Consider the following 19,159-nt stretch of genomic DNA (forward strand, 5'->3'; position numbering starts at 1 on the left):
GGGCATGGCCGCAACACTCCCCATTCTGCGCGACGAACTGACCATCGAACCCGGCCCACGGCTGAGCGATGGGCAACCGAGCTGGACGCTACACGACCCGGCCCGCAACCTGTTTTTCCAGATCGACTGGCCCAACTTTGAAATGCTCAGCCGCTGGCACCTGGGCCAGCCTGGCGCCATCGTCGAACAGGTCAATCGCGACACCACGCTGGAGCTTGATCTGCCCGCCTTCGACGAGCTGCAAACGTTCCTGCGCGATCAGCACCTGCTGCAGCCTTCTCTCGGCGCGGCGCCCGCCTTCGCCGCCAGCCTGACCAAACAGCGCGGCAGTTGGAGTGAATGGTTGCTGCACAACTACCTGTTCTTCCGTATTCCGCTGGTGCGCCCCGACCGTTTTCTTCGCCGCGCCAAGCCTTGCGTGGGGTTTGCCTTCACGCCGGTGTTCTGGTGGTTAACGCTGCTGGCCGCTGTAATCGGTGGCATGTCGGCGTACCGCGAAAGCGAGCGTTTCGTCGCCACCCTTATGGACACGCTCACCTGGCAAGGCATGGCCGCCTATGGCGCGGCGCTGTTCTTCGCCAAAACCTGTCACGAACTGGGCCACGCGTTCACTGCCAAGCACTACGGTTGCCGCGTGCCGACCATGGGCCTGGCGTTTCTGGTGATGTGGCCGGTGGCATACACCGACACCAACGATGTGTGGCGCCTGCCCCGCCGCGAGCAACGACTGGCCGTAGCCGGCGCCGGCATTCTTACCGAGCTGGCAATTGCCGCTTGGGCCACGCTGGCGTGGGCCTGGTTGCCCGAAGGTGGACCCAAGCAGATCGCGTTTCTGCTCTCGACCACCACATGGGTGTCGACGCTGATTATCAACGGCAGCCCGTTTATGCGCTTCGACGGTTACTTTCTGCTGTCCGACTACCTCGGCATCCCCAACCTGCACAGCCGTGCCTTTGCTCTGGCGCGCTGGGATTTGCGCGAACGCATGTTCAACGTTCAGGAACCGCCGCCGGAATATTTTCCGCCTCGCCGGCATAAGGGGCTGGTGATCTTTGCCTGGGCGGTGTGGATTTACCGCCTGGTGCTGTTTCTGGGCATCGCCGCGCTGGTCTATCACTTCTTTATCAAGGCCGTGGGCATCTTCTTGTTTATCGTCGAAATCAGCTGGTTTATCGCCATGCCGCTGTGGCGTGAAATCAAGGAATGGCGCTGCCGCTGGCCAACGATTCGACAGCACGGGCGGGTGCGGTTATCGGCATTGCTGACGCTGTTGCTGATTGGCTTGGTATTTATTCCCTGGCCCAACCGCGTACTCACCAGCGGCCTGCTGCACCCGCAACAGCACATGGGCTTGTACGCGCCCGCCAACGCGGTGGTCAGTGAAATTCCCGTCGCCAACGGCCAAGCCGTGGCGGCTGAACAACCGCTGCTCAGCCTGGCCTCGCCTGACCTGCAACTGCGCGCCAAGGAAGCCGGCGCCCGGCAAGACGCCTTGAGCTGGCAATCCGGCGCAGCGGCGTTTGACAACAAAACCCGCAAAGACTGGTTGCTGTTGCAAGACCAACTGGCCCATGCCAACGCCGAGCAGGCCACGGTGGGCGCCGACTTGCAACGCTATCAACCCGTCGCGCCTTACCCTGGCCGCTTCGTGGACATTGACCCGGACCTGCGCCAGGGCGACTGGCTGAAAATCCAGGAACCGCTAGGCGAACTGATCGGCGACGGCCCCTGGCAGGTGGTGACCTATGTCGACGAAGACGAAATCCGCCGCTTGCAGATTGGCGATCGCGCGCTGTTTATTGCCGACGGCATGGGTGGGCCAAACGTAAAAGCGCACGTCGCCAGCATCGACCACAACGCCAGCCGCACGCTCGGCGAAGCGGCGCTGTCGACCACCTCTGGCGGGCATATTCTGGTGCGCGAAAAAGGCGGCCTTCTCTATCCTGAACAAGCTGTCTACCGCGTGGTACTCGCCCTCGATACCGACGTTCCCGCCACCAGCCTGCTGGTACGCGGCCGAGTGGCGATCGCAGGGAATTGGGAATCGCCGATTTCGCGGTTCCTGCGTACAGCCGGTGCGGTGGCCTGGCGCGAGGCCGGTTTCTGATTACGGCGGCCCGGCTCAGGCGCTGCTTTTGACAAAGTCGATAAACGCCCGCAACGGCGAAGGCAAATAACGCCGACCCGGGTAATACAGAAACGGGCCGGAGAACGATTGCCACCAGGGTTTCAGCACCGGCACCAGCGCGCCGCTTTCAAAATGCGGGCGCAGCCAGTCTTCGAACAGGTAAATCACGCCCAAGCCATCGACAGCCGTTTGTACAGCCAGGTCGACGGCGCCGCCCACGCGCACGATCAATGGGCCGCTGGGGTCCACGCTGATGATTTCGCCCTTGCGCTCGTAGTCCCACAACGGCATGCCGCCGCTGGGAAATTTGCCACGTATGCAGGCGTGTTTGAGCAGATCACGAGGATGTTTGGGCGTGCCGTGGGCGGCCAGGTAAGCGGGTGACGCGGCTGTGGCGAAACGTTGAATACGCGGGCCGATGGGCACGGCGATCATGTCTTGCTCGAGGCGATCGTCGTAGCGAATGCCGGCATCGCAACCGGCAGCCAGCACGTCGACGAAGCTTTCTTCGGCGATGATTTCCAGGCGGATGTCCGGGTGCGCTTGCAGAAACGGCGTGATGATCGCGGGCAGCACCAGCCGCGCGGCGCTAAGCGGCACGTTGAGTTTCAACGTGCCGGAGGGCCAGTCGCGGAAGTCGTTGACCACGTCCAGCGCCGACTCCACTTCACTCAACGCCGGCACGATGCGCTCCATCAAGCGCGTGCCCGCTTCGGTGGGCACCACGCTGCGGGTGGTGCGGTTGAGCAGGCGCACGCCGAGGTCCGCTTCCACTCGGCGCACGGCTTCGCTGAGGTTGGAAGCCGATTTGCCGCTCAACCGCGCGCCTTCCCGAAAGCCACCCGCGTTAACCACGGTGACAAAGGCCAGCAGGTCTTGAATGTCTGTTTGCATTGTTCGCAACTCCGCACAACCCGTGCCGATTGCAGCGCATTATCAGCACAATGGTCAATGCCTATAGTGGCCGCCTCCCCCACCGAAACGAGGCCGTACCCATGAGCAACGCCAGCACTTTTCTACTCGGCGACCGCCGCGTTAACCGCATGGGCTACGGCGCCATGCAATTGGCTGGTCCGCAGGTGTTCGGCCCGCCGAAAGACCGCGCCGCCGCCCTCGCCGTGCTGCGCGCTGCCGTCGCCGCCGGGGTGAACCATATCGACACCTCGGACTTCTACGGCCCGCACGTGACCAACCAACTCATTCGCGAAGCCTTAGCGCCTTATGGCGACGAGCTTGTGATCGTCACCAAAGTTGGCGCAGTACGTGGCGCTGACGCCTCATGGAACCCGGCGCACAGCCCGGCCGAGCTGAAAAGCGCGGTGCACGACAACCTGCGCAACCTGGGCGTTGAGGTGCTGGACGTGGTGAATTACCGCGCCTGGGGCAACATGCATGCACCGGACGAGGCGTCTATCGAAGAAGGCTTCAGCACGCTCGCCGAGCTGCAACACCAAGGGCTGATTCGACATTTGGGCTTGAGCAATGTGTCCGCCGTGCAGGTGCAACAGGCGCAGGCCATTGCGCCGGTGGTGTGTGTGCAAAATCACTACAACCTTTGCCATCGCCACGATGAACAGTTGATTGCCGACCTGGCGCAACAGGGCATCGCCTATGTGCCGTTTTTCCCCCTGGGTGGAGTTTACGCCGTTGCAGTCCGACACTTTGTCCAGCGTGGCCGCCAGCTTGGGCGCATCGCCAATGCGGGTGGCGTTGGCGTGGCTGCTGCAACGCTCGCCGAACCTGCTGCTGATTCCGGGCACCTCGTCGGTCAAGCACTTGCAGGAAAACCTCAGCGCCGCCGAACTGGTGCTGCCGACCGAGGTGATCGCCGCGCTGGACGGGTTGGTCTGACGCCCGCCGCAACCGCTCATAGCCCCTAAAGCCCCGCCCGGCAGAGATACTTTGCAACGACTAGGCACTTGAGCCGGTTGCATCGCCTGTTAAATTGTCGCGGCGACGCCGGGCCCCTCTGACAGCTTTCTCAAGCTGCCATGTCGGAGTTGCAGTTTGTACAACTCTGACTTAGGAGGGGCTTATGAGCACCCTAGAACCGTTCTTCATGGCCGAGTTCCTCGGCACCGCCACCTGGTTGTGGCTCGTCTTCATCACCATCGTCATCAGCCTGCTGGTCTTCGACCTCGGGGTGCTTCACCGTGAGCACCGCGAAATTGGCGTGAAGGAAAGTCTGCTGTTGTCTGCCGGTTACATCACCGCCGGTTTGCTCTTTGGCCTGTGGGTCTGGCAGATGAAAGGCGGCGACGCCGGGATGGATTTCTACACCGGTTTTCTGATTGAAAAGTCGTTGTCGATGGACAACGTTTTTCTCATGGCGATGATCTTCAGCTTCCTGGCCATCCCGCGTAAGTACCAGCACGAGGTGCTGTTCTGGGGCATTCTCGGCGTGATTGTGCTGCGCGCCCTGATGATTGGCCTGGGCGCCGCGCTGATCGCCGAGTTCAGCTGGATTCTCTACGTGTTCGGCGCCTTCCTGCTGCTGACCGGCGTGCGCATGCTGTTCAGCAAGGTGGACGATCACCCGGACCTGTCGCAAAACCCGATGGTGAAATTTCTTCGCCGCCATATGCGCGTCACCGACCGTTTGCACGAAGGCCACTTCTTCGTGCGCCAGCCGAACGCCGAAGGCCGTGGCGTGCTCTGGGCGACGCCGTTGTTCCTGGCTCTGGTGCTGATCGAATGTGCAGACCTGGTGTTCGCCGTCGACAGCGTGCCGGCCATTTTCGCCATCACCCAGGACCCGTTCATTGTCTACACCTCGAACATCTTCGCGATCCTCGGCCTGCGCGCGCTGTACTTCGCCCTGGCCGCGATGATCCATCGCTTCGCCTACCTGAAATACGCCCTGGCGTTGGTGCTGGTGTTTATCGGCTGCAAGATTTTCCTGGTGGGCATCATCGGTAAAACCCCGCCGGTTATTTCCCTGAGCGTAACCCTCGGCCTGTTGTTCGGCGGCGTGCTGTTGTCGTTGTGGAAAACCCGCAACGACCCGCCGGCCGATACCAACACCGAACATTCCTGATCCATTGCGCGCCCCGCTAAAACCGGAGCGCACTCCCCGCTGGAGACACACATGAACACACCACGCCTGACCCTTTTCGCCCTCTTCGCCGCGCTTGGCTTAACCCTGAGCGGCTGTGAAATGGCCGAAGATTCGGCACCAAAATTCACCCAGAAAGCCGGCGAAGCCGCGAAAGAGATTGCCCGTGAAACGGTGAGCGACACCGTGAATGCGCTGAACGAGCAGATCGACAGCGCGCAGAAATCCACCAACGAATTGCTTGGCAAACCGACCGACAAATCAGCGGAAAACGAGCAGCCGCAACGCGAGGATGAAGCGGCGGAAAACAAACGCGAGCGCGACAGCGGCGTGGAAACCTGATCGCTGAAAACGCCAAAGGCCCGCCAATGGTGGCGGGCCTTCGTTCAAGCAAACGGCTTTAAATCTTGATCAGGTTCTGCGCCGCAAAGGCACCAAACGGCAGGGCCGCCAACGGGCCACCCACGGCCAGCGAGCCCAGGTCTACGGCGTGAAAGCCCATGGCTTCGATCAGCGCGCGCACTTCGGTTTTCGCGGCGGCGTCATCACCGGAGTACAACAGCACGCGCTTGCCACCGGCCACTTCCGGCTCGGCCAGCACATTCACATCCAAATGGTTGAACGCCTTTACCACGCGAGCGCCGCTTACGTAGGTGCTGAACACCGCGCTGGAATCTTTGCCGCCTAGATCAATGGCTTTGATGCCATACGCGGCCAGCGGATTGCTGGGGTCGTTGGCGTCGTCGCTGGCGGGGTCGAGTAACGCTACCGGGTTGGTGCCGTCGATGACGATGCGGTTGTTCCAGGCTGGCAACGCGCTCATCACGGCCTCGGCGTCGGTCCAGCGAATGGCGGCGAACACGATGTCAGCGCTGGCGGCTTCTGCCACCGTGCCGGCTTTAATGCTTGGGCCCAACTCAGCCACCAAGGCGGCCAACGATGCCGGGCCACGGCTGTTAGTAATGGTGGCGGCGATGCCTTTTTTCGCCAGTGCACGTGCAACGCTTGCGCCCAGGGCGCCTGAACCGATGATGCCGATACTCATGATGTTCTCCAGAAAACTTGAGGCCGAGGGCCGTGTGATAACGCGGTGTTATTTGAAAATGGGCACCGAGCCGGACGCTGTTTTCGCGCTGCTTTGCTCGCGCAGCCGACGTCCGATTTCAGCGATTTTTGCTTCGCCGGCCTCCAACGCTTCGGCGCTGGTGTGCACCGAGTAGTAACCCAGGTGCAGGTCATGGGGATGGGGCTTGGCCGAGCCGAGCACGAACACGGCGCCGTCTTTTCCACCCGTCAGGCGCACGGGCTGGCTGCCTTGTTCGAACACCGCCAACTCGCCGGCCTCGATAAATTCCGGCCCGCTCAAGTGGCCCCGGCTTACGCTCACCCACAACGAGCTGTGCCCCGCTGGCGGCGTGTATTCCCAGGTCTCGCCTTTACCCAGCGTGACCAGCAAATAATTAACGCCCTCCGGCGCTCGCACCGGGCTGCGCACCCCGGCGTGCTCGCCGACGATCACTCGGGCCGGGCCAGCGTGGGGCATGGCGGCAGCTTCGATGTATTGGCTGTCGACCTCGGCGTTCTCCAGTTCTGGCGGCAAGGCCAGCCACAGTTGGAAACCCTGAACACGCTGCGAGGTGCCGGCGCTCATTTCCTTGCCGTGCCACACGCCGCCACCGGCCCGCATCCACTCCACGCCGCCATAGGCGATTTCGCCGCTGCCGGCCTGCGGGTCATCGAAGTGCAAATTGCCCTCGGTGATCACCGTGACCGTTGCAATGCCCGAGTGCGGGTGCATCGGCATCTGACCGAGAAACGAACGGTCGCCTTCGAACAGGTCGAGAAACACAAACGGCTTGATCAGCTCGCCGAAATCGCTCGGGCTCATCAACCGCACGATGGCGCCATGTTGATGGCCAGTGGTGCGATGAGTGACGCTGCGGTGGTTGTCGGTGCGGCTACCAATGGCAGTACGAAGCGCTGAAATAGACATGACGACTCCTGATGGAAGCTGCCGTTGAACGGGGCAGCGGTGAATGTGGGAGTGATCATAGGGCGTCGGCATTGCTTTGATTAGCGGCTACAATTGCCTTTCACTCGTCCACTTATGGAGCAATGCCGATGCTGGATCTGAACGACCTGGCCCTGTTTGTTCAGATTGTCGAAGCCGGCAGCTTTGCCGCTGCCGCCCGGCGCATGGGCGTGCCCTCGAACACTTTGAGCCGGCGCGTAAAACAACTGGAAGAAACCCTGGGCGTGCGCCTGCTCCACCGCACCACGCGCAAGCTGGCGCTCACCGATGCCGGCCGCGCGTTGTTCGAGCAGAGCGCCAGCCAGGTGGGCGAATTGCTGGACGTAAGCCGCCGCTTTGTCGACGGCAGCGACGAGCCAGCAGGCCGCGTTCGGGTGACCGCCCAGGCGGATTTCTTCGACGTATTCCAAATGGAGTTCGTGGCGCGCTTTCTTGAGCAGCACCCGAAAATTCAGTTGGAATTCATGCTCAGCGACAACCATGTCGACCTAATCGCCGAACGCATCGACGTGGCCTTCCGCGCAGGCGCCCTGCCGGATTCCAGCCTGGTCGCGCGCAAAATACTGGTCAGCAGCCGGGTGTTGGTGGCCAGTCCCGACTATCTAAAAACCCACGGAACGCCCGCCGCCATCGAGAAACTGAGCGAGCACCAGTGCATTTTCCCGGCGACACCCAGCGGCTCGACCACCTGGCGTTTCACCGGGCCGCAGGGCGAGGCGCAGTGCGAAGTGACGGGCCGCGTGTGCGCCAACACGGCACAGGCACAACTGAAAGCGGCGGCGGCCGGAATGGGGATTTGCTTTCTGCCGCAGCCGATTGCGTTTGCCAGCCTCACGGCGGGCACGTTGGTGGAAGTGCTGCCGGACTATCGGCAGCGGGATATCGATATGTACGTGGTGTACCCGAGTCGCCGGCAGATACCGGCGGCGGTGACGGCTTTTGTGGAGCATGCGGTGGGGCATTTGTTGGAGGAGATGGGGCGGCAGCGGTGAGGGGGGCGGGAGCCTTGATAAAAACCACCGTCATTCCCGCGCACGCGGGAATCCAGAATTGCCCGACGAGCGCCGTTTCCTGAAAAACTCTGGATTCCGAATCGTCGGACCGCCGCCTTCGCGGGAATGACGGTGGACTATACAAAAACCTCCGTCATCCCCGCGCAGGCGGGGATCCAGAATTGCCCGACGAGCGCCGTAACCTGAAAAACTCTGGATTCCGAATCGTCGGACCGCCGCCTTCGCGGGAATGACGGCGGACTATACAAAAACCTCCGTCATCCCCGCGCAGGCGGGGATCCAGAATTGCCCGACGAACACCGTTACCTGAAAAACTCTGGATTCCGAATCGTCGGACCGCCGCCTTCGCGGGAATGACGGTGGACTATACAAAAACCTCCGTCATCCCCGCGCAGGCGGGGATCCAGAATTGCCCGACGAGCGCCGTTTCCTGAAAAACTCTGGATCCCCGCGTGCGCGAGGATGACGGTGGGCTTAGTCAAATCTCCGTGGCCTTCAGGAATGACGGTGGATTAAACAAAAACCTCCGTCATCCTCGCGTACGCGGTGGTCCGACAATTCGGAATCCAGAGTTGCATGCCGAACACCGTAGCCTGAATCCCTCGCATCCCAAATCCCGGATCAACACCACTAGCCCTCCCCAACCGCGCTCCCGATAATGCCAAACGCAAACCCACCCCCTGCAGATCCCAACCATGAACCGCCGCAAAAAAATCAATCAGCTGCTCAAAGCCCACGCGAAAAAAGGCCAGCGCTAAACTCGCGCCGAAAAGTAAGCCTAAATACGTTTGCAAAGCCGACCGCCTCAAGCTCGCGGCCGAGGCGCAAAGCGCTCCGGAGCAAAGCAGCGAAGCGCAGAACGAGGCCTGAGTCAGCCGAGGGATTTCTTCAGGAAAAACCGTGACCGGCCTTTAGGAAATTCCGGCAATTCGCCGAACACGGCGTACCCCTGCCGCTGATACAGCGCCAACGCCTCGGGGTTAAAGGTGTCCAGCCACGCTCCATGGCAATCCCGTATCAGCGCCTCCCGCTCTGCCGCTTCCAGCAGCTTGCCGCCGAACCCTTGGCCGCGAAGCGTTTCCGGCACCCAGAGCTTTTCGATAAACAACCAGCCCCACGCCGTGTAGCCGCTCAAGCCGCCAAGCACCTCGCCACCCGCATCGCCATCGCGGAGCAGAACGGCCAACGGTTGATGGCCGGATGCACCCACTTCGCCTTGGTTAAAGGCTCGCAGCCCATCGAGGATCAACTGCTGGGCCTCGGCGCTTGGTGAGTTGGAAACATCCAGTGTGATCGGTTTCATGGTCTGCCCTCCACGCCGCCTGTTAACAGCAGTTTTATGCCCGCCGCCGCAAATACCAATGCCAGCGCACCTTCAATCCAGCGCCGGGCGTGGCGGTAGGCGCGCACCATCGGCGCGGTGGAGAAGATCAGCGCATAGCCGCCAAAAATGCTCACGCTCAACACCGCGCAGGCGCCCAGGGTCGTAATCACCGTCGACAAGGTGGCGCCGGGCCCGAGACCGAGGGTCATGGTGGCGATCCAACTCAGAATCGCTTTCGGGTTGGTGAGGTGCATCAGCAAGCCTTGCCTGTACAAGGTCGCGCCGCAAACAGGCGGAGCGGCGGCCAGCGCTTGTTCATGCTGCGCTTGCGAGGTGAGCGCCGAGCGCCCGGCTTTAAAGGCGAGGAATAACAGGTACGCGCCGCCGATGATCTTCAGCACACCGATGGCTTGCGCGTAGCTGGCCAGCAACGCCGACACCCCGGACGCCGCCATCACGCCCCAGAAAAACGAGCCGCTGATAATGCCCGCCGCCAACATCAGCGCCGGGCGCCGCCCTCGGTGCATGGCCACGCCCATGATGCGCATGTTGCTCGGGCCGGGGCTGGCGGCGCCGAGGGTGTACACGGTGAGCACCAGGAGCAGGTGGTGGAAGTCGAAAGCCATGGGCCGCGCCTATCAAGCGAATGAGCAGGCCGAAGAATTATCACGTTGGCCACGGGCCCTGCCAGACACAGATGCCTCAGTAAAACTCGACCATCTGTGTGTCTACCCGAGCGCCGGGCATCATTTTTTCGAGCCCGTCGACCAACGCATCGCCGGCCGCTTGCAGCGCGTCGCGCGGCATCGACGGCAGCGCTTCAAGCACAAACCACATGCGCGTGGCGGTGCAATCCAAGCGGGTACGCACGCCTTGGCGCCAGTTCCAGCGCCGGCACGTGACGCCAATGTCGTCGCGCCAGATCACTTCGCCCTTGTCCGGCGACTCGTTGGCGAGTGCGCCGTCTTTGAAGGTGTCAAACAGCTCGGTGCCATCGGCCACGGTCAGACGCGGCGGCCCCACATAGGCGGCCAGGTTTTCGCCACCGACCGGCACGGCGAATTGCAGGCTGATGGCGTTGTACAAATCCACCACCGGATCAATGCTCGGCAATGCGCCGTCGCGCAGCACGCGTTTTCGCAGCGCTTCGGCCGAACACGGCGTGCGCTGCGGTTTGGCGCCGAACAGGCGAAACGTTTCAGCCCATGCCGCGAGGTGCGCGTCAGCCCACGCAGGGCCGCCGGCCGCTACAGCAGCGCAGGCGTTGCGCATGGCCTCGGCGGCCACCTGCGGCTGGGTGATGGGAGCGGCTTCAACGCTGATGCTCAGGGCGCAGAAGCCCGGCGCGAGGGTGGCGATTTCGGCGTCGAGAACAGGCAAAACCAATGACATGTGAACTCCCCGACTCAGCGACGTTTGAGGTTGCGCATGGCGTAACAGGCCCATGCAGCGTCGAGGGTACGGAGCGTGCGAATCAAGGCGTGGAGTCGGTGTTTCAACGGCGTTTTCCTCAGCAGATGTAAGACCAGTGTCGGTCAGCCCGCTGAATCCTCGCTGTTGAAGGCCATCAGGTCTAATGATTAGACCTGATGGCGTATTAGTTTTTCTTATCCCGCTGTCAGGCCGCCGCAGGAGCTGGCGCGGCCAGCGCAAAGCGATTTTTGCCCTGATGTTTGGCTTCATACAGCGCCAGATCGGCACGACGCATCAGGCTGAACAGGGTTTCGTCTGCCAGGTGTTCGGCCACGCCAATGCTGATTGAAAGCGTAACGCCCAGCACCGGCTGGCGATTCACGGCCTCGACAATCCGCTGCGCCAGGGCGCTGGCGGCGCCTGCATCGGCGAGCTGCGCGGCGACGGCAAACTCTTCTCCGCCGAGCCGGGCGACGTTATGGCCGGGGCTTTGTTCGCTGAGCACCTTGGCCACTTCCACTAACACGCGGTCGCCCACATCGTGGCCGTGGCCGTCGTTGATCTTCTTGAAGTCGTCAATGTCGAGCATCAGGAAAAACAGCGGCACGCGAGGTTCGCTGGCACTAACCGTGGCAGTCAGGCGCTGAATAAATGCGCGGCGATTGGGCAGCCCGGTGAGGGTGTCGCGGTAGGCCATGTCGTGCAGTTGGCTTTGCAGGTCGAACACATCTTTGCGGGTGCGGCACAGCGTGGTGCAGACCATGGTGGCGACCAGCAGGCTGGCGGTTATCAACATCAGCGTAAGGGTCAGGTCGAGCTGCCGGTCGAAGCTCGGTTGCACCACGGCAAACAGCGTGGCCCACACCGCAATGCCCGTGCTTAACGCATGGCCCGGATGGGCGTGCATCGCCGACACCGGCAAGCTGAATACCAGGCCGATAGGCAGAAACCAGATGGCCGGATTGCCAATGGCATTGGCCAGTGCACCGAGGCAGGCGGTACACGCGCAGACCAACAACAATCCGCTAAGCCAGAGCTGTTGCGTGGTGCGGGCCCGATAGGTGAGCACGCAGATGCCCGCCGACAGCACGCTGAAGCCGTATAACCAGGGGGAAATGGGTTGGCTTACATTGGCCACGATCAGCACGATCAGGCAGACAGCGGCCGCCAATATTTCGCTGGACACCACCAGCGGACGCAGTTGAGCGAAGGACTTCTGCTCAAGGCTTTCTTCGGTTCCGTGCACGCTTACTACCAGAAAGAACGGTCGGGCGCCCATGGTAGCTGAGCGGTGTGGCCAGCTCACCTCGTTTCTCAGGTGAACCGGCAACCGCCTTCAAGTGCTTAGAAATCCAACGTCAGGCCGGCATAAAACGCACGGCCATCGGCGGGCGCGTGTAACGACTGCTGCACGCTGGCGGTGGCGTCGTACCACACGTATTCGCTGTAGCGATCCGTGAGGTTTTTCACTTGCAGATCCACGCTCACGTCGGCGCTTATCCGGTAGCTCGCGCCGACGTTGAGCAAGGCAAAGTCGCCGTACTTGCCGGTGCTGTTGGTGCGTTCCAGGTAGTAGTCGCTTTGCCCGTTGACCCACGCCGACAACTGCAACGCTTCGCTGGCCTGGTAGGTGGAACCCAAGGCATACAGGTGATGGGGCACGTGGTCCATTTCCTGGCCTTTGCTGGCGGGCAGGTTGGGGTTGGGTTTGAGAATTTCCGAGAACTGCCGCGAGTACGACAGCCACACACTGGTGGCCTCGGTGGGGTACAGATTGAGCTGAATGTCGTAGCCACGGCGCAGGGTTTCGCCGACGTTTTCCGAGTCGCCGACGGCATCGTTGAGCTTGCGTTGCACCTCGTCCGAGGCCTTTTGTTCCCAGTAGGCGATGCGCCCGTCCAGCCACGGCGTCGGGTTGAATTTGAGCCCGGTTTCCCAACCGTCGTTGATCGAGGGGTTGAGGTCGTCGCGCTGGCTGGCCAGGCGGTAGCTGGCCGAACCGACGCCGATCTGAAAGCTACGGCCCCAGTTGGCATAGAGGCTGGCGTGCTCCCATGGGGCATAGACCACGCTGAGTTTTGGCTGGCGGATCAGGCCGTAGTCGTTGACGTCGGCGCGCTCGCCGGTGAGCGCGTTGCTGTAGTCGCCGTACACCTTGTCCACGCGATACGCCGGGATGATTTTCAGCGACTCCACGGGCTCGATCACCGCCTGCACATAGCCGCCGACCACATCCAGATCGAACTGCTGGTCGCGGGTTTGCGCGCTGCGTACGCGCTGAGTGGTGCGGTAGCGGCGACTTTCGTTCTCCTGGCGCTGCACGTCGGCGCCACCTTCCAAGGCGAAGCCATGCAGGTGTTCCACTTCCGGGCGCCAGGTCAGGGTGCTGAGGGCGCCGTACTGACGTTCATCGGCCACCCGCTCCTGCTGGGAAACGCTGCGCCAGTATTGGGTCCAGCGCTCATCTTTGAAGGTATTGAGGTAGGCCTTGCTGGCCCACGACAGGTCGTGTTCCAGGTTGATATCCAGGTGCAGGCTGGCCTGGTTCATTTCCCGGTTGCCCTGGTCGGTGGCGTTGTTGGCGTAGGAATCGCGCGGGTGGTCGTGGGCATCGCGCCGGTTCAGGTAACCGGCTTCGTCGGCGTCGCCCTGGTAGTGGCGCAGGATCAACCCGGCGCGCCAGGCGTCTTCATCGGCGGTGTAGAACCACTTGCCGGCGAAGCTCTGGCGGTCGGCGTTGGCGTGGTCGCGGTAGCCGTCGCTTTGCTGGTAGGCGAGAAAATAGTTCTGGCTCCAGTTGCCGCTTTCAATGCCTTTGACCACCTGCACTTCCTGAGTGTCGAAGCTGCCGTAGCGCACTCGCAGCTTGCCGTCGTTGCCACCGATGCGGGTGTTGATGCTGGCGTTGCCGGCGATGTTATGCAGGCCATAACGCGGGTCGTTGGTGCCGCGCACCACTTCAATGCTGTCGATATCCAGCGGGAACAGCATGTCGATAAAGGGCATGTTGCCGTCGTTGGTGTTGCTGGGAATGCCGTCGATCAACAGCTTCACGGCGTTCACTTCGCCCTCGCCATTGAAGCCACGAAACGACAACTTGCCGGAGGTGGTGCCCTGATTGAATTGGGTGAGCATTACGCCGGGCACGCGGTTGAACAGCTCCCAGCTGTATTGCACCGGCTGCTGTTCAATGATGTCGCTGCCGACCACGTCGACCGAGCTGAGAATGTTGCGGCTGGCCAGCGGACCGGCGTCGGGCGCAGTCACCGTAACGGCGCCGAGGGTCAGGGTTGAATCGGCCGGCGTGGCGGCAAAGTGAAGGCGGGAACGAGCAGAAACAGGCCGCCGAACGAGCGGCAAAACACAGGCGAATAAGCCATCGAATGAAATCCTGAAAGCCAGATAAGCGGGTGCGCGTTTCCTGCGAAACGGCACGTCAACAAAGCGCGGCAAGGCGCGCGGGGCAGTTCAAGCGATGGGCGGAGCGCGGGGGTTCAGCGAGGGCCAATTCAGGCGCGGGGGCGGTTGCGCGAAGCTGCGAACGACGATGGGCGCGACGCTGCGCGCGGGGATGAAATCCAGCGACCAGGCGCCGGTATTAACCGCCACCGCGGCTGCAAACGAGGAGCAGAGCGGGCAACTGACCTGGTCGAGATGAACGCTTTGCGTGTCCGAGCCGGTCAGTTCCACGCCTGCGCCGCTGTCTGTCGACACCGAGCAGAAGCCGCCGCCCAGGCCGCTGAGGTTTAGCGCGCTCATCTGGCCGTGATGAATACCGCACGCGAACAGACTGAACAGCACGCTGGCGTACAGCATCCATGCAGTCAGTGAGCGAGTGTGGCGGGCCATTTTCATGGGGCGCGACTCTAGCACCGCGCTTTGGCAACGAACAGACAGCGCATTGGGCGCAATTGCCGCACGGAACATGCGTGCGCCCTACCCTGCGTTTACATCGACGCGTATTGAATCGCCGCCGTACCGGAGCGCCAGGTGCTTGGGTTGGTGCCTTCGGTTTTCAAAAAGGTGCGGCAGAAATGCGCCTGGTCGCAGAAGCCGCATTCAGCGCCGATCTGGGTCAGGCTCTTGTCGGAGTTAGCGATCAGTTGCTTGGCCTGAGCCATGCGCTGCTGGTGAATCCATTCTTGCGGCGACAGCCCAGTGGTGCGTTTGAAGGCTCTGGAAAAATGGCTGCGCGACATGGCGCACGCCTCTGCCAATTGCGGAACGGTTAATCGACAGCCGAGGTTTTCCGCAATCATCTGTTTAGCCAATCGTTCGCGCCAAGGCGCTAAACCACCGATTACTTGAGTCTGTTTGGACTGTTCGAAATGATCAGCCGTGGGCAAAACATAGGCGCGCGAAAGACTCGCCATAACAGATTCTCCTGAAATGGATATAAGGATTGGGTGCACAAATAATGGGCAGAAAGTTAAAGGCGACTGGCTTGCGAGCCGCGGTGTTGCTGGCGTCCGCTGCTGGCTAGCGCGGCGCTCGTTATGTATCGAATTATCGTTGTTTGTTGTTTCAACTTAGCGAGTTCAACAACAGCTAATTCAAAGCAGCTGATTCAAATCGCTTGCCGGTTCCTCTTCTGTAAATAATTAACCAGTACGACCCCGGCACTGCACAGCACTAAATAAACCGCTGCCGTCAATAAATAGAACTCCACCAATTGGCCATTGCGTTGGCCTATTTGTCCGGCTGCGCCGAGAAAGTCGTTGAGGCTGATGACGTACACCAGCGACGTGTCTTTGAGCAGCCCGATGGTTTGGCTGACCAGCGCCGGGCTCATGTTGCGCAGCGCTTGCGGCATCACGATCAGGCGCAGGCACTGCAGGGTGCTCATGCCCAACGCTTTGCCGGCTGCCATCTGCCCGCCCTTTACGCTGTTGACGCCGGCACGCACCACTTCGCAGAAGTAGGCGGACTCGGCCAGCACCAGCGCAATGATCGCCGAGTACATCGCCCCCACCGTCAGGTAGGGGTTGCCCGTGATTGCCCTGAGCACAAATGGCATCAGAAAAAACATCCAGAAAATCGTCAAAATCAGCGGAATGGCGCGGAACAGATTCACGTAGCCCGCCGCCAGTTTGGCCAGCGCCCTCGGCCCGTAAATTCGCACCACGGCCAGCACGCAGCCCAGCGAAAAACCCAGCACCAGCGCGACGGCCACCAGCAGCAGCGTGGTCTGCAAGCCCTGCCACAAATAAGGCAGCGCCGGCACGATGCCGCTCCAATCAAATTCGTAACTCACCGCAGCGCCCCGGCTTCGCGCAGCTCGGGCACCGCCGTCTTCATTTCCAGGTGGCGCATCAGCAGCACGACGGCGTAGGTGATGCCCATGTAAATCAACGTGGCGGCAATAAACGACTCAAACGGCTGACCGGAAAACTCGCTGATCTGCCGACTTTGGCCGGTCAGTTCCATGAGCCCGATGGTCAAGGCCGCCGCCGAGTTCTTGAACACATTCATAAAGTCTGACGTCAACGACGGCAGCACCACGCGAAACGCCTGCGGCAGCAGCACAAACCGGTATACGCCCCAGCGCCCGAACCCCATGGCCCGCGCCGCCGGGGCCTGCTCCGCCGACACCGATTGCAGCCCAGCCCGCACCTGCTCTGCCACGCCCGCCGTGGTGTACAGCGTCAAGCACATCACCACGCTGAGGAACTGGTTCAGCATCGGGTTCATCTGCTTCAGCGCGTCGCCCCACGTTGCCGGCAACAGCTCCGGCACCACGAAGTACCAAAGAAACAACTGCACCAGCAGCGGCGTGTTGCGAAAACGGTGCACATAGACCGCCGCAGTCCAACGCAGCGCGCGGTTAGCCGAACCTCTGGCCATGCCGGTGAGCGTGCCCAGCCCCAACGCCAAGCCCCACGACAACAACGAAAGCGCCAGCGTCCACAGCACGCCCTCAGCCAGGAGCACTCCATACAGGCCTTCGCCCGTGATAGAGGGTTTGAAAAAAGAAGCTCCAGTCCCAGCTGTAGTTCATAAACGTGCGGTCCTGAAAGGCTTACTGAAGCGCCCGGTCGTTGGGATTTTGGTAAAGCTGCGCGTTTTCAGCCGACAGCGGTGCGTGTATTTGCAAGCCGCCTTTCACGTTGATTCGGGTGTTGAAGTACTTGCCGTAGAGCTGGTGCATTTCTCCGGACTTCTGCATACCGACGATCACCTCATCGGCGAGCTTTTTAAACGCCGGGTCATCCTTGCGCAGCATGCAGCCGTAAGCTTCGAGCGACTGCGGCGTGCCGACCACGGTCCACAGTTCCGGCTTTTTCGCGGTCGCGATGTTGCCGTAGAACATGATGTCGTCGCCCATCGAAGCCACCGCGCGGCCGGTCTCGACGGTGGTGAAGTTGGAGATATTGTCTTTCGATAACAGGATGCGGATGTCGAGGTTTTTCTCGCTGTTGAGGGTGCGCAGCAGGCGTTCGGAGGTGGTGCCGGCTTCCACCACCACCGACTTGCCCGCCAGGTCGGCGAAGTCCTGCACACCGGAATCCTTGCGGGTTAACAGTCGCGTGCCGACGACAAAAAACGTGTTGGAAAACGCCACCTGTTTCTGCCGCTCGGTGTTGTTGGTGGTGGAGCTGCATTCCAGGTCAACGGTTTGGTTAGCCACCAGGGCGATACGGGTTTGCGGCGTGAGATTGAGGGTGTTGATCTGGAGAGCCTGCAAACCCAGCTCCTGCTGTGCACGCTGGGCGATGCGCTGGGAAATCTCCCAACCGAAGCCGGCATGGTTGCCGTTGTCGTCGATGAAGTTGAACGGCGTCGAGGCTTCGCGGGTGCCGAGGGTGATGGCGCCGGTCGCTTTGATTTTGTCCAACGTGCCGGCGGCATGCGCCAGCCCCAGTTGAGCCACCAACAATAGCGGAGCGAGTGCCAAGACCTTGTTCATCGTATGTGCTGCCCTGTGGTTATTTTTTTCGAAAGCGTCGCAAGCGCCAACTCAAGGTCGCGCTGCAACTGGTCCAAGGGTTCCAGGCCGATGTGCAGACGCACGATCCATGGCGATTGTTTCCACGGCACCGAGGTGCGGCTGGCGCTGATGTTGGCCAAGGCCACCAGGCTTTGCGTACCGCCCCAACTGGCGCCGATCTGGAAGTGCTTCAGGCTATCGACAAAGCGCTCGATGCGGGCTTGATCGGTTTCACGCAGGGTCAAACTGATCACGCCGTTGCCGCCGCTGAAGTAGCGCTTGAAGCGCTCGTGCTGGCTGTCGCTTTCCAGTGCCGGGAAAAATACCTGCTCCACGGCCTCGACGCCTATTAGCCATTTGGCGATGTGGTAACCGCGTCTGGCGTGCTCGGCCAGACGCACCGGTAGCGTCTGCAAGCCGCGCAACACCAGGTACGCATCACTCGCCGCAACGCCGGTGCCCAGCGCCATGAACGCCGTTTTCAGGCGCTCGAACAGCTTGCGGTCTTTCACCGTGCACACGCCCATGCACACATCGGAGTGGCCGCTGGCGTATTTCGACAGCGCGGTGCTGACGATGTCGACGCCGTGCTCGAAACAATTTATCTGCCCAAAACCCCATGCGTTATCCATCAACACCAGGCTTCCGTTCTTGTGCGCCTGTGCTGAGATGACCGAAATATCCTGAATTTCCATGGTGTAAGAGCCCGGCGACTCAAGCACTACCAGGCGCGTGGAGTCGGTCAGCCAGGGTTCGATGGTGGATGCATCCGCCGGGAAAAACGTGTGAGTAATGCCGTACTGCGCCAGCAGCGAGGTGCACAGCTCGCGCGTTGGGCCGTACACGCAGTCGGCCAGCAACACGTGATCGCCCTGCTTGAGCAGCGCCAGCATCGGGTGCGTGACGGCGGCCAGGCCCGAGGGCACCAGCAAGCTGAACTCGCCGCCTTCAATGGTCGCTATCTGCTTTTCCAGCGCCCGCCCGGTCGGCGTGCCGTACAGGCCGTAGCTGAAGCCGTCGAACATGCGCTCCGAACGGTTCAAAAAGCTGCGCGCCGAGGTGAAGGTCAGCGTGGACGCATGGTGAACCGACATATTCAGCGCCGTGAACTCGGGCATAAGCGCGCGAATGGGGCGAAGGTCAGCGGGCAGAAAGAGTGATTTCACGGAGGGCCTTTGGCGTGCCAGGTTCTTAGGGTTCCGAAATTGACGCATTGCACGTATAACTTCCAATGCGAAGATGTCTTGCATCAATTCATTATTGATA

At 61.4% G+C, this 19,159-nt stretch carries 17 protein-coding genes and 3 pseudogenes; 6 read left to right on the forward strand and 14 right to left on the reverse strand.

From position 1 onward, the window contains the following. Nucleotides 1-4: 4 nt before the first annotated feature. Nucleotides 5-2,107, forward strand: a complete 2,103-nt coding sequence (locus ACZZZP_RS15370) for an efflux RND transporter periplasmic adaptor subunit (RefSeq protein ID WP_463383332.1) — start codon at nucleotides 5-7, stop codon at nucleotides 2,105-2,107. A gap of 15 nt (nucleotides 2,108-2,122) precedes the next feature. Here ACZZZP_RS15370 and ACZZZP_RS15375 read toward each other — a convergent pair whose 3' ends face one another. Continuing rightward, on the reverse strand, nucleotides 2,123-3,022 hold the full coding sequence (locus tag ACZZZP_RS15375) for a LysR family transcriptional regulator (protein WP_463536667.1): 900 nt from the start codon (nucleotides 3,020-3,022) through the stop codon (nucleotides 2,123-2,125). Between the two features lie 101 nt (nucleotides 3,023-3,123). On the opposite strand from ACZZZP_RS15375, the pseudogene ACZZZP_RS15380 reads away from it, so the two are divergent. The 3 genes and pseudogenes from ACZZZP_RS15380 to ACZZZP_RS15390 all read left to right on the forward strand — a co-directional run bounded on the left by ACZZZP_RS15380 (nucleotide 3,124) and on the right by ACZZZP_RS15390 (nucleotide 5,525). Beyond that, nucleotides 3,124-3,979: pseudogene (locus ACZZZP_RS15380) on the forward strand (aldo/keto reductase family oxidoreductase). Between the two features lie 184 nt (nucleotides 3,980-4,163). Beyond that, entirely contained in the window at nucleotides 4,164-5,165 is a 1,002-nt protein-coding gene (locus tag ACZZZP_RS15385) for a TerC family protein (RefSeq protein WP_463383335.1), read from the forward strand. 51 nt (nucleotides 5,166-5,216) lie between these two features. Then, nucleotides 5,217-5,525: a hypothetical protein gene (locus tag ACZZZP_RS15390; protein WP_463383336.1), complete on the forward strand. Its 309-nt coding sequence runs from the start codon at nucleotides 5,217-5,219 to the stop codon at nucleotides 5,523-5,525. 58 nt (nucleotides 5,526-5,583) lie between these two features. Here ACZZZP_RS15390 and ACZZZP_RS15395 read toward each other — a convergent pair whose 3' ends face one another. Together ACZZZP_RS15395 and ACZZZP_RS15400 are read right to left on the reverse strand one after the other, a co-directional pair. Continuing rightward, nucleotides 5,584-6,228, reverse strand: coding sequence for an NADPH-dependent F420 reductase (locus ACZZZP_RS15395; protein WP_463383337.1), 645 nt, complete (start codon nucleotides 6,226-6,228; stop codon nucleotides 5,584-5,586). A 48-nt stretch (nucleotides 6,229-6,276) separates the two neighbouring features. Next, entirely contained in the window at nucleotides 6,277-7,176 is a 900-nt protein-coding gene (locus ACZZZP_RS15400) for a pirin family protein (protein WP_463383338.1), read from the reverse strand. 128 nt (nucleotides 7,177-7,304) lie between these two features. Here ACZZZP_RS15400 and ACZZZP_RS15405 point away from each other — a divergent pair, with 128 nt between their 5' ends. Further along, nucleotides 7,305-8,207: a LysR family transcriptional regulator gene (locus tag ACZZZP_RS15405; protein WP_463383339.1), complete on the forward strand. Its 903-nt coding sequence runs from the start codon at nucleotides 7,305-7,307 to the stop codon at nucleotides 8,205-8,207. Nucleotides 8,208-8,923: 716 nt separating this feature from the next. Further along, nucleotides 8,924-9,098: pseudogene (locus ACZZZP_RS15410) on the forward strand (DUF2986 domain-containing protein). A gap of 1 nt (nucleotide 9,099) precedes the next feature. Here ACZZZP_RS15410 and ACZZZP_RS15415 read toward each other — a convergent pair. From ACZZZP_RS15415 to ACZZZP_RS15465, 11 genes and pseudogenes are all read right to left on the reverse strand, one after another. Beyond that, the gene (locus tag ACZZZP_RS15415; RefSeq protein WP_463383341.1) at nucleotides 9,100-9,531 is read right to left on the reverse strand and encodes a GNAT family N-acetyltransferase; all 432 of its coding nucleotides are present in this window, start codon (nucleotides 9,529-9,531) and stop codon (nucleotides 9,100-9,102) included. After that, on the reverse strand, nucleotides 9,528-10,178 hold the full coding sequence (locus tag ACZZZP_RS15420; RefSeq protein ID WP_463383342.1) for a LysE family translocator: 651 nt from the start codon (nucleotides 10,176-10,178) through the stop codon (nucleotides 9,528-9,530). The genes ACZZZP_RS15415 and ACZZZP_RS15420 overlap by 4 nt, the downstream gene beginning before the upstream one ends. 76 nt (nucleotides 10,179-10,254) lie before the next feature. After that, nucleotides 10,255-10,944, reverse strand: coding sequence for a B3/B4 domain-containing protein (locus ACZZZP_RS15425; RefSeq protein WP_463383343.1), 690 nt, complete (start codon nucleotides 10,942-10,944; stop codon nucleotides 10,255-10,257). A 226-nt stretch (nucleotides 10,945-11,170) separates the two neighbouring features. Beyond that, nucleotides 11,171-12,271: a GGDEF domain-containing protein gene (locus ACZZZP_RS15430; RefSeq protein WP_463536668.1), complete on the reverse strand. Its 1,101-nt coding sequence runs from the start codon at nucleotides 12,269-12,271 to the stop codon at nucleotides 11,171-11,173. A 38-nt stretch (nucleotides 12,272-12,309) separates the two neighbouring features. Further along, nucleotides 12,310-14,232, reverse strand: coding sequence for a TonB-dependent receptor (locus tag ACZZZP_RS15435; protein WP_463536669.1), 1,923 nt, complete (start codon nucleotides 14,230-14,232; stop codon nucleotides 12,310-12,312). A gap of 201 nt (nucleotides 14,233-14,433) precedes the next feature. Then, a complete protein-coding gene (locus ACZZZP_RS15440) occupies nucleotides 14,434-14,820 on the reverse strand; it encodes a DUF2946 domain-containing protein (protein WP_463383346.1) in 387 nt (128 codons plus the stop codon). A 92-nt stretch (nucleotides 14,821-14,912) separates the two neighbouring features. Further along, nucleotides 14,913-15,338: a helix-turn-helix domain-containing protein gene (locus ACZZZP_RS15445; protein WP_122493707.1), complete on the reverse strand. Its 426-nt coding sequence runs from the start codon at nucleotides 15,336-15,338 to the stop codon at nucleotides 14,913-14,915. Between the two features lie 194 nt (nucleotides 15,339-15,532). Further along, nucleotides 15,533-16,219, reverse strand: coding sequence for an amino acid ABC transporter permease (locus tag ACZZZP_RS15450; protein WP_463383347.1), 687 nt, complete (start codon nucleotides 16,217-16,219; stop codon nucleotides 15,533-15,535). Next, nucleotides 16,216-16,963 (reverse strand): annotated as a pseudogene (locus ACZZZP_RS15455) (amino acid ABC transporter permease). The gene ACZZZP_RS15450 and the pseudogene ACZZZP_RS15455 overlap by 4 nt, the downstream one beginning before the upstream one ends. A gap of 21 nt (nucleotides 16,964-16,984) precedes the next feature. Then, entirely contained in the window at nucleotides 16,985-17,872 is an 888-nt protein-coding gene (locus tag ACZZZP_RS15460; RefSeq protein WP_463383349.1) for a transporter substrate-binding domain-containing protein, read from the reverse strand. Further along, a complete protein-coding gene (locus ACZZZP_RS15465; RefSeq protein ID WP_463536670.1) occupies nucleotides 17,869-19,011 on the reverse strand; it encodes a trans-sulfuration enzyme family protein in 1,143 nt (380 codons plus the stop codon). Before ACZZZP_RS15465 ends, ACZZZP_RS15460 begins: the two co-directional genes overlap by 4 nt. Nucleotides 19,012-19,159 lie beyond the last annotated feature (148 nt).

This window comes from Pseudomonas sp. AC211 (genome assembly GCF_979258055.1).

Bases quoted from the DNA above. Each gene is read 5' to 3' on its own strand.
- ACZZZP_RS15425 (WP_463383343.1), bottom strand. From the start codon at position 10,944: ATGTCATTGGTTTTGCCTGTTCTCGACGCCGAAATCGCCACCCTCGCG.
- ACZZZP_RS15420 (WP_463383342.1), bottom strand. From the start codon at position 10,178: ATGGCTTTCGACTTCCACCACCTGCTCCTGGTGCTCACCGTGTACACC.
- ACZZZP_RS15440 (WP_463383346.1), bottom strand. From the start codon at position 14,820: ATGAAAATGGCCCGCCACACTCGCTCACTGACTGCATGGATGCTGTAC.
- ACZZZP_RS15405 (WP_463383339.1), top strand. From the start codon at position 7,305: ATGCTGGATCTGAACGACCTGGCCCTGTTTGTTCAGATTGTCGAAGCC.
- ACZZZP_RS15395 (WP_463383337.1), bottom strand. From the start codon at position 6,228: ATGAGTATCGGCATCATCGGTTCAGGCGCCCTGGGCGCAAGCGTTGCA.
- ACZZZP_RS15415 (WP_463383341.1), bottom strand. From the start codon at position 9,531: ATGAAACCGATCACACTGGATGTTTCCAACTCACCAAGCGCCGAGGCC.
- ACZZZP_RS15445 (WP_122493707.1), bottom strand. From the start codon at position 15,338: ATGGCGAGTCTTTCGCGCGCCTATGTTTTGCCCACGGCTGATCATTTC.
- ACZZZP_RS15375 (WP_463536667.1), bottom strand. From the start codon at position 3,022: ATGCAAACAGACATTCAAGACCTGCTGGCCTTTGTCACCGTGGTTAAC.
- ACZZZP_RS15400 (WP_463383338.1), bottom strand. From the start codon at position 7,176: ATGTCTATTTCAGCGCTTCGTACTGCCATTGGTAGCCGCACCGACAAC.
- ACZZZP_RS15385 (WP_463383335.1), top strand. From the start codon at position 4,164: ATGAGCACCCTAGAACCGTTCTTCATGGCCGAGTTCCTCGGCACCGCC.
- ACZZZP_RS15465 (WP_463536670.1), bottom strand. From the start codon at position 19,011: ATGCCCGAGTTCACGGCGCTGAATATGTCGGTTCACCATGCGTCCACG.
- ACZZZP_RS15390 (WP_463383336.1), top strand. From the start codon at position 5,217: ATGAACACACCACGCCTGACCCTTTTCGCCCTCTTCGCCGCGCTTGGC.
- ACZZZP_RS15460 (WP_463383349.1), bottom strand. From the start codon at position 17,872: ATGAACAAGGTCTTGGCACTCGCTCCGCTATTGTTGGTGGCTCAACTG.
- ACZZZP_RS15370 (WP_463383332.1), top strand. From the start codon at position 5: ATGGCCGCAACACTCCCCATTCTGCGCGACGAACTGACCATCGAACCC.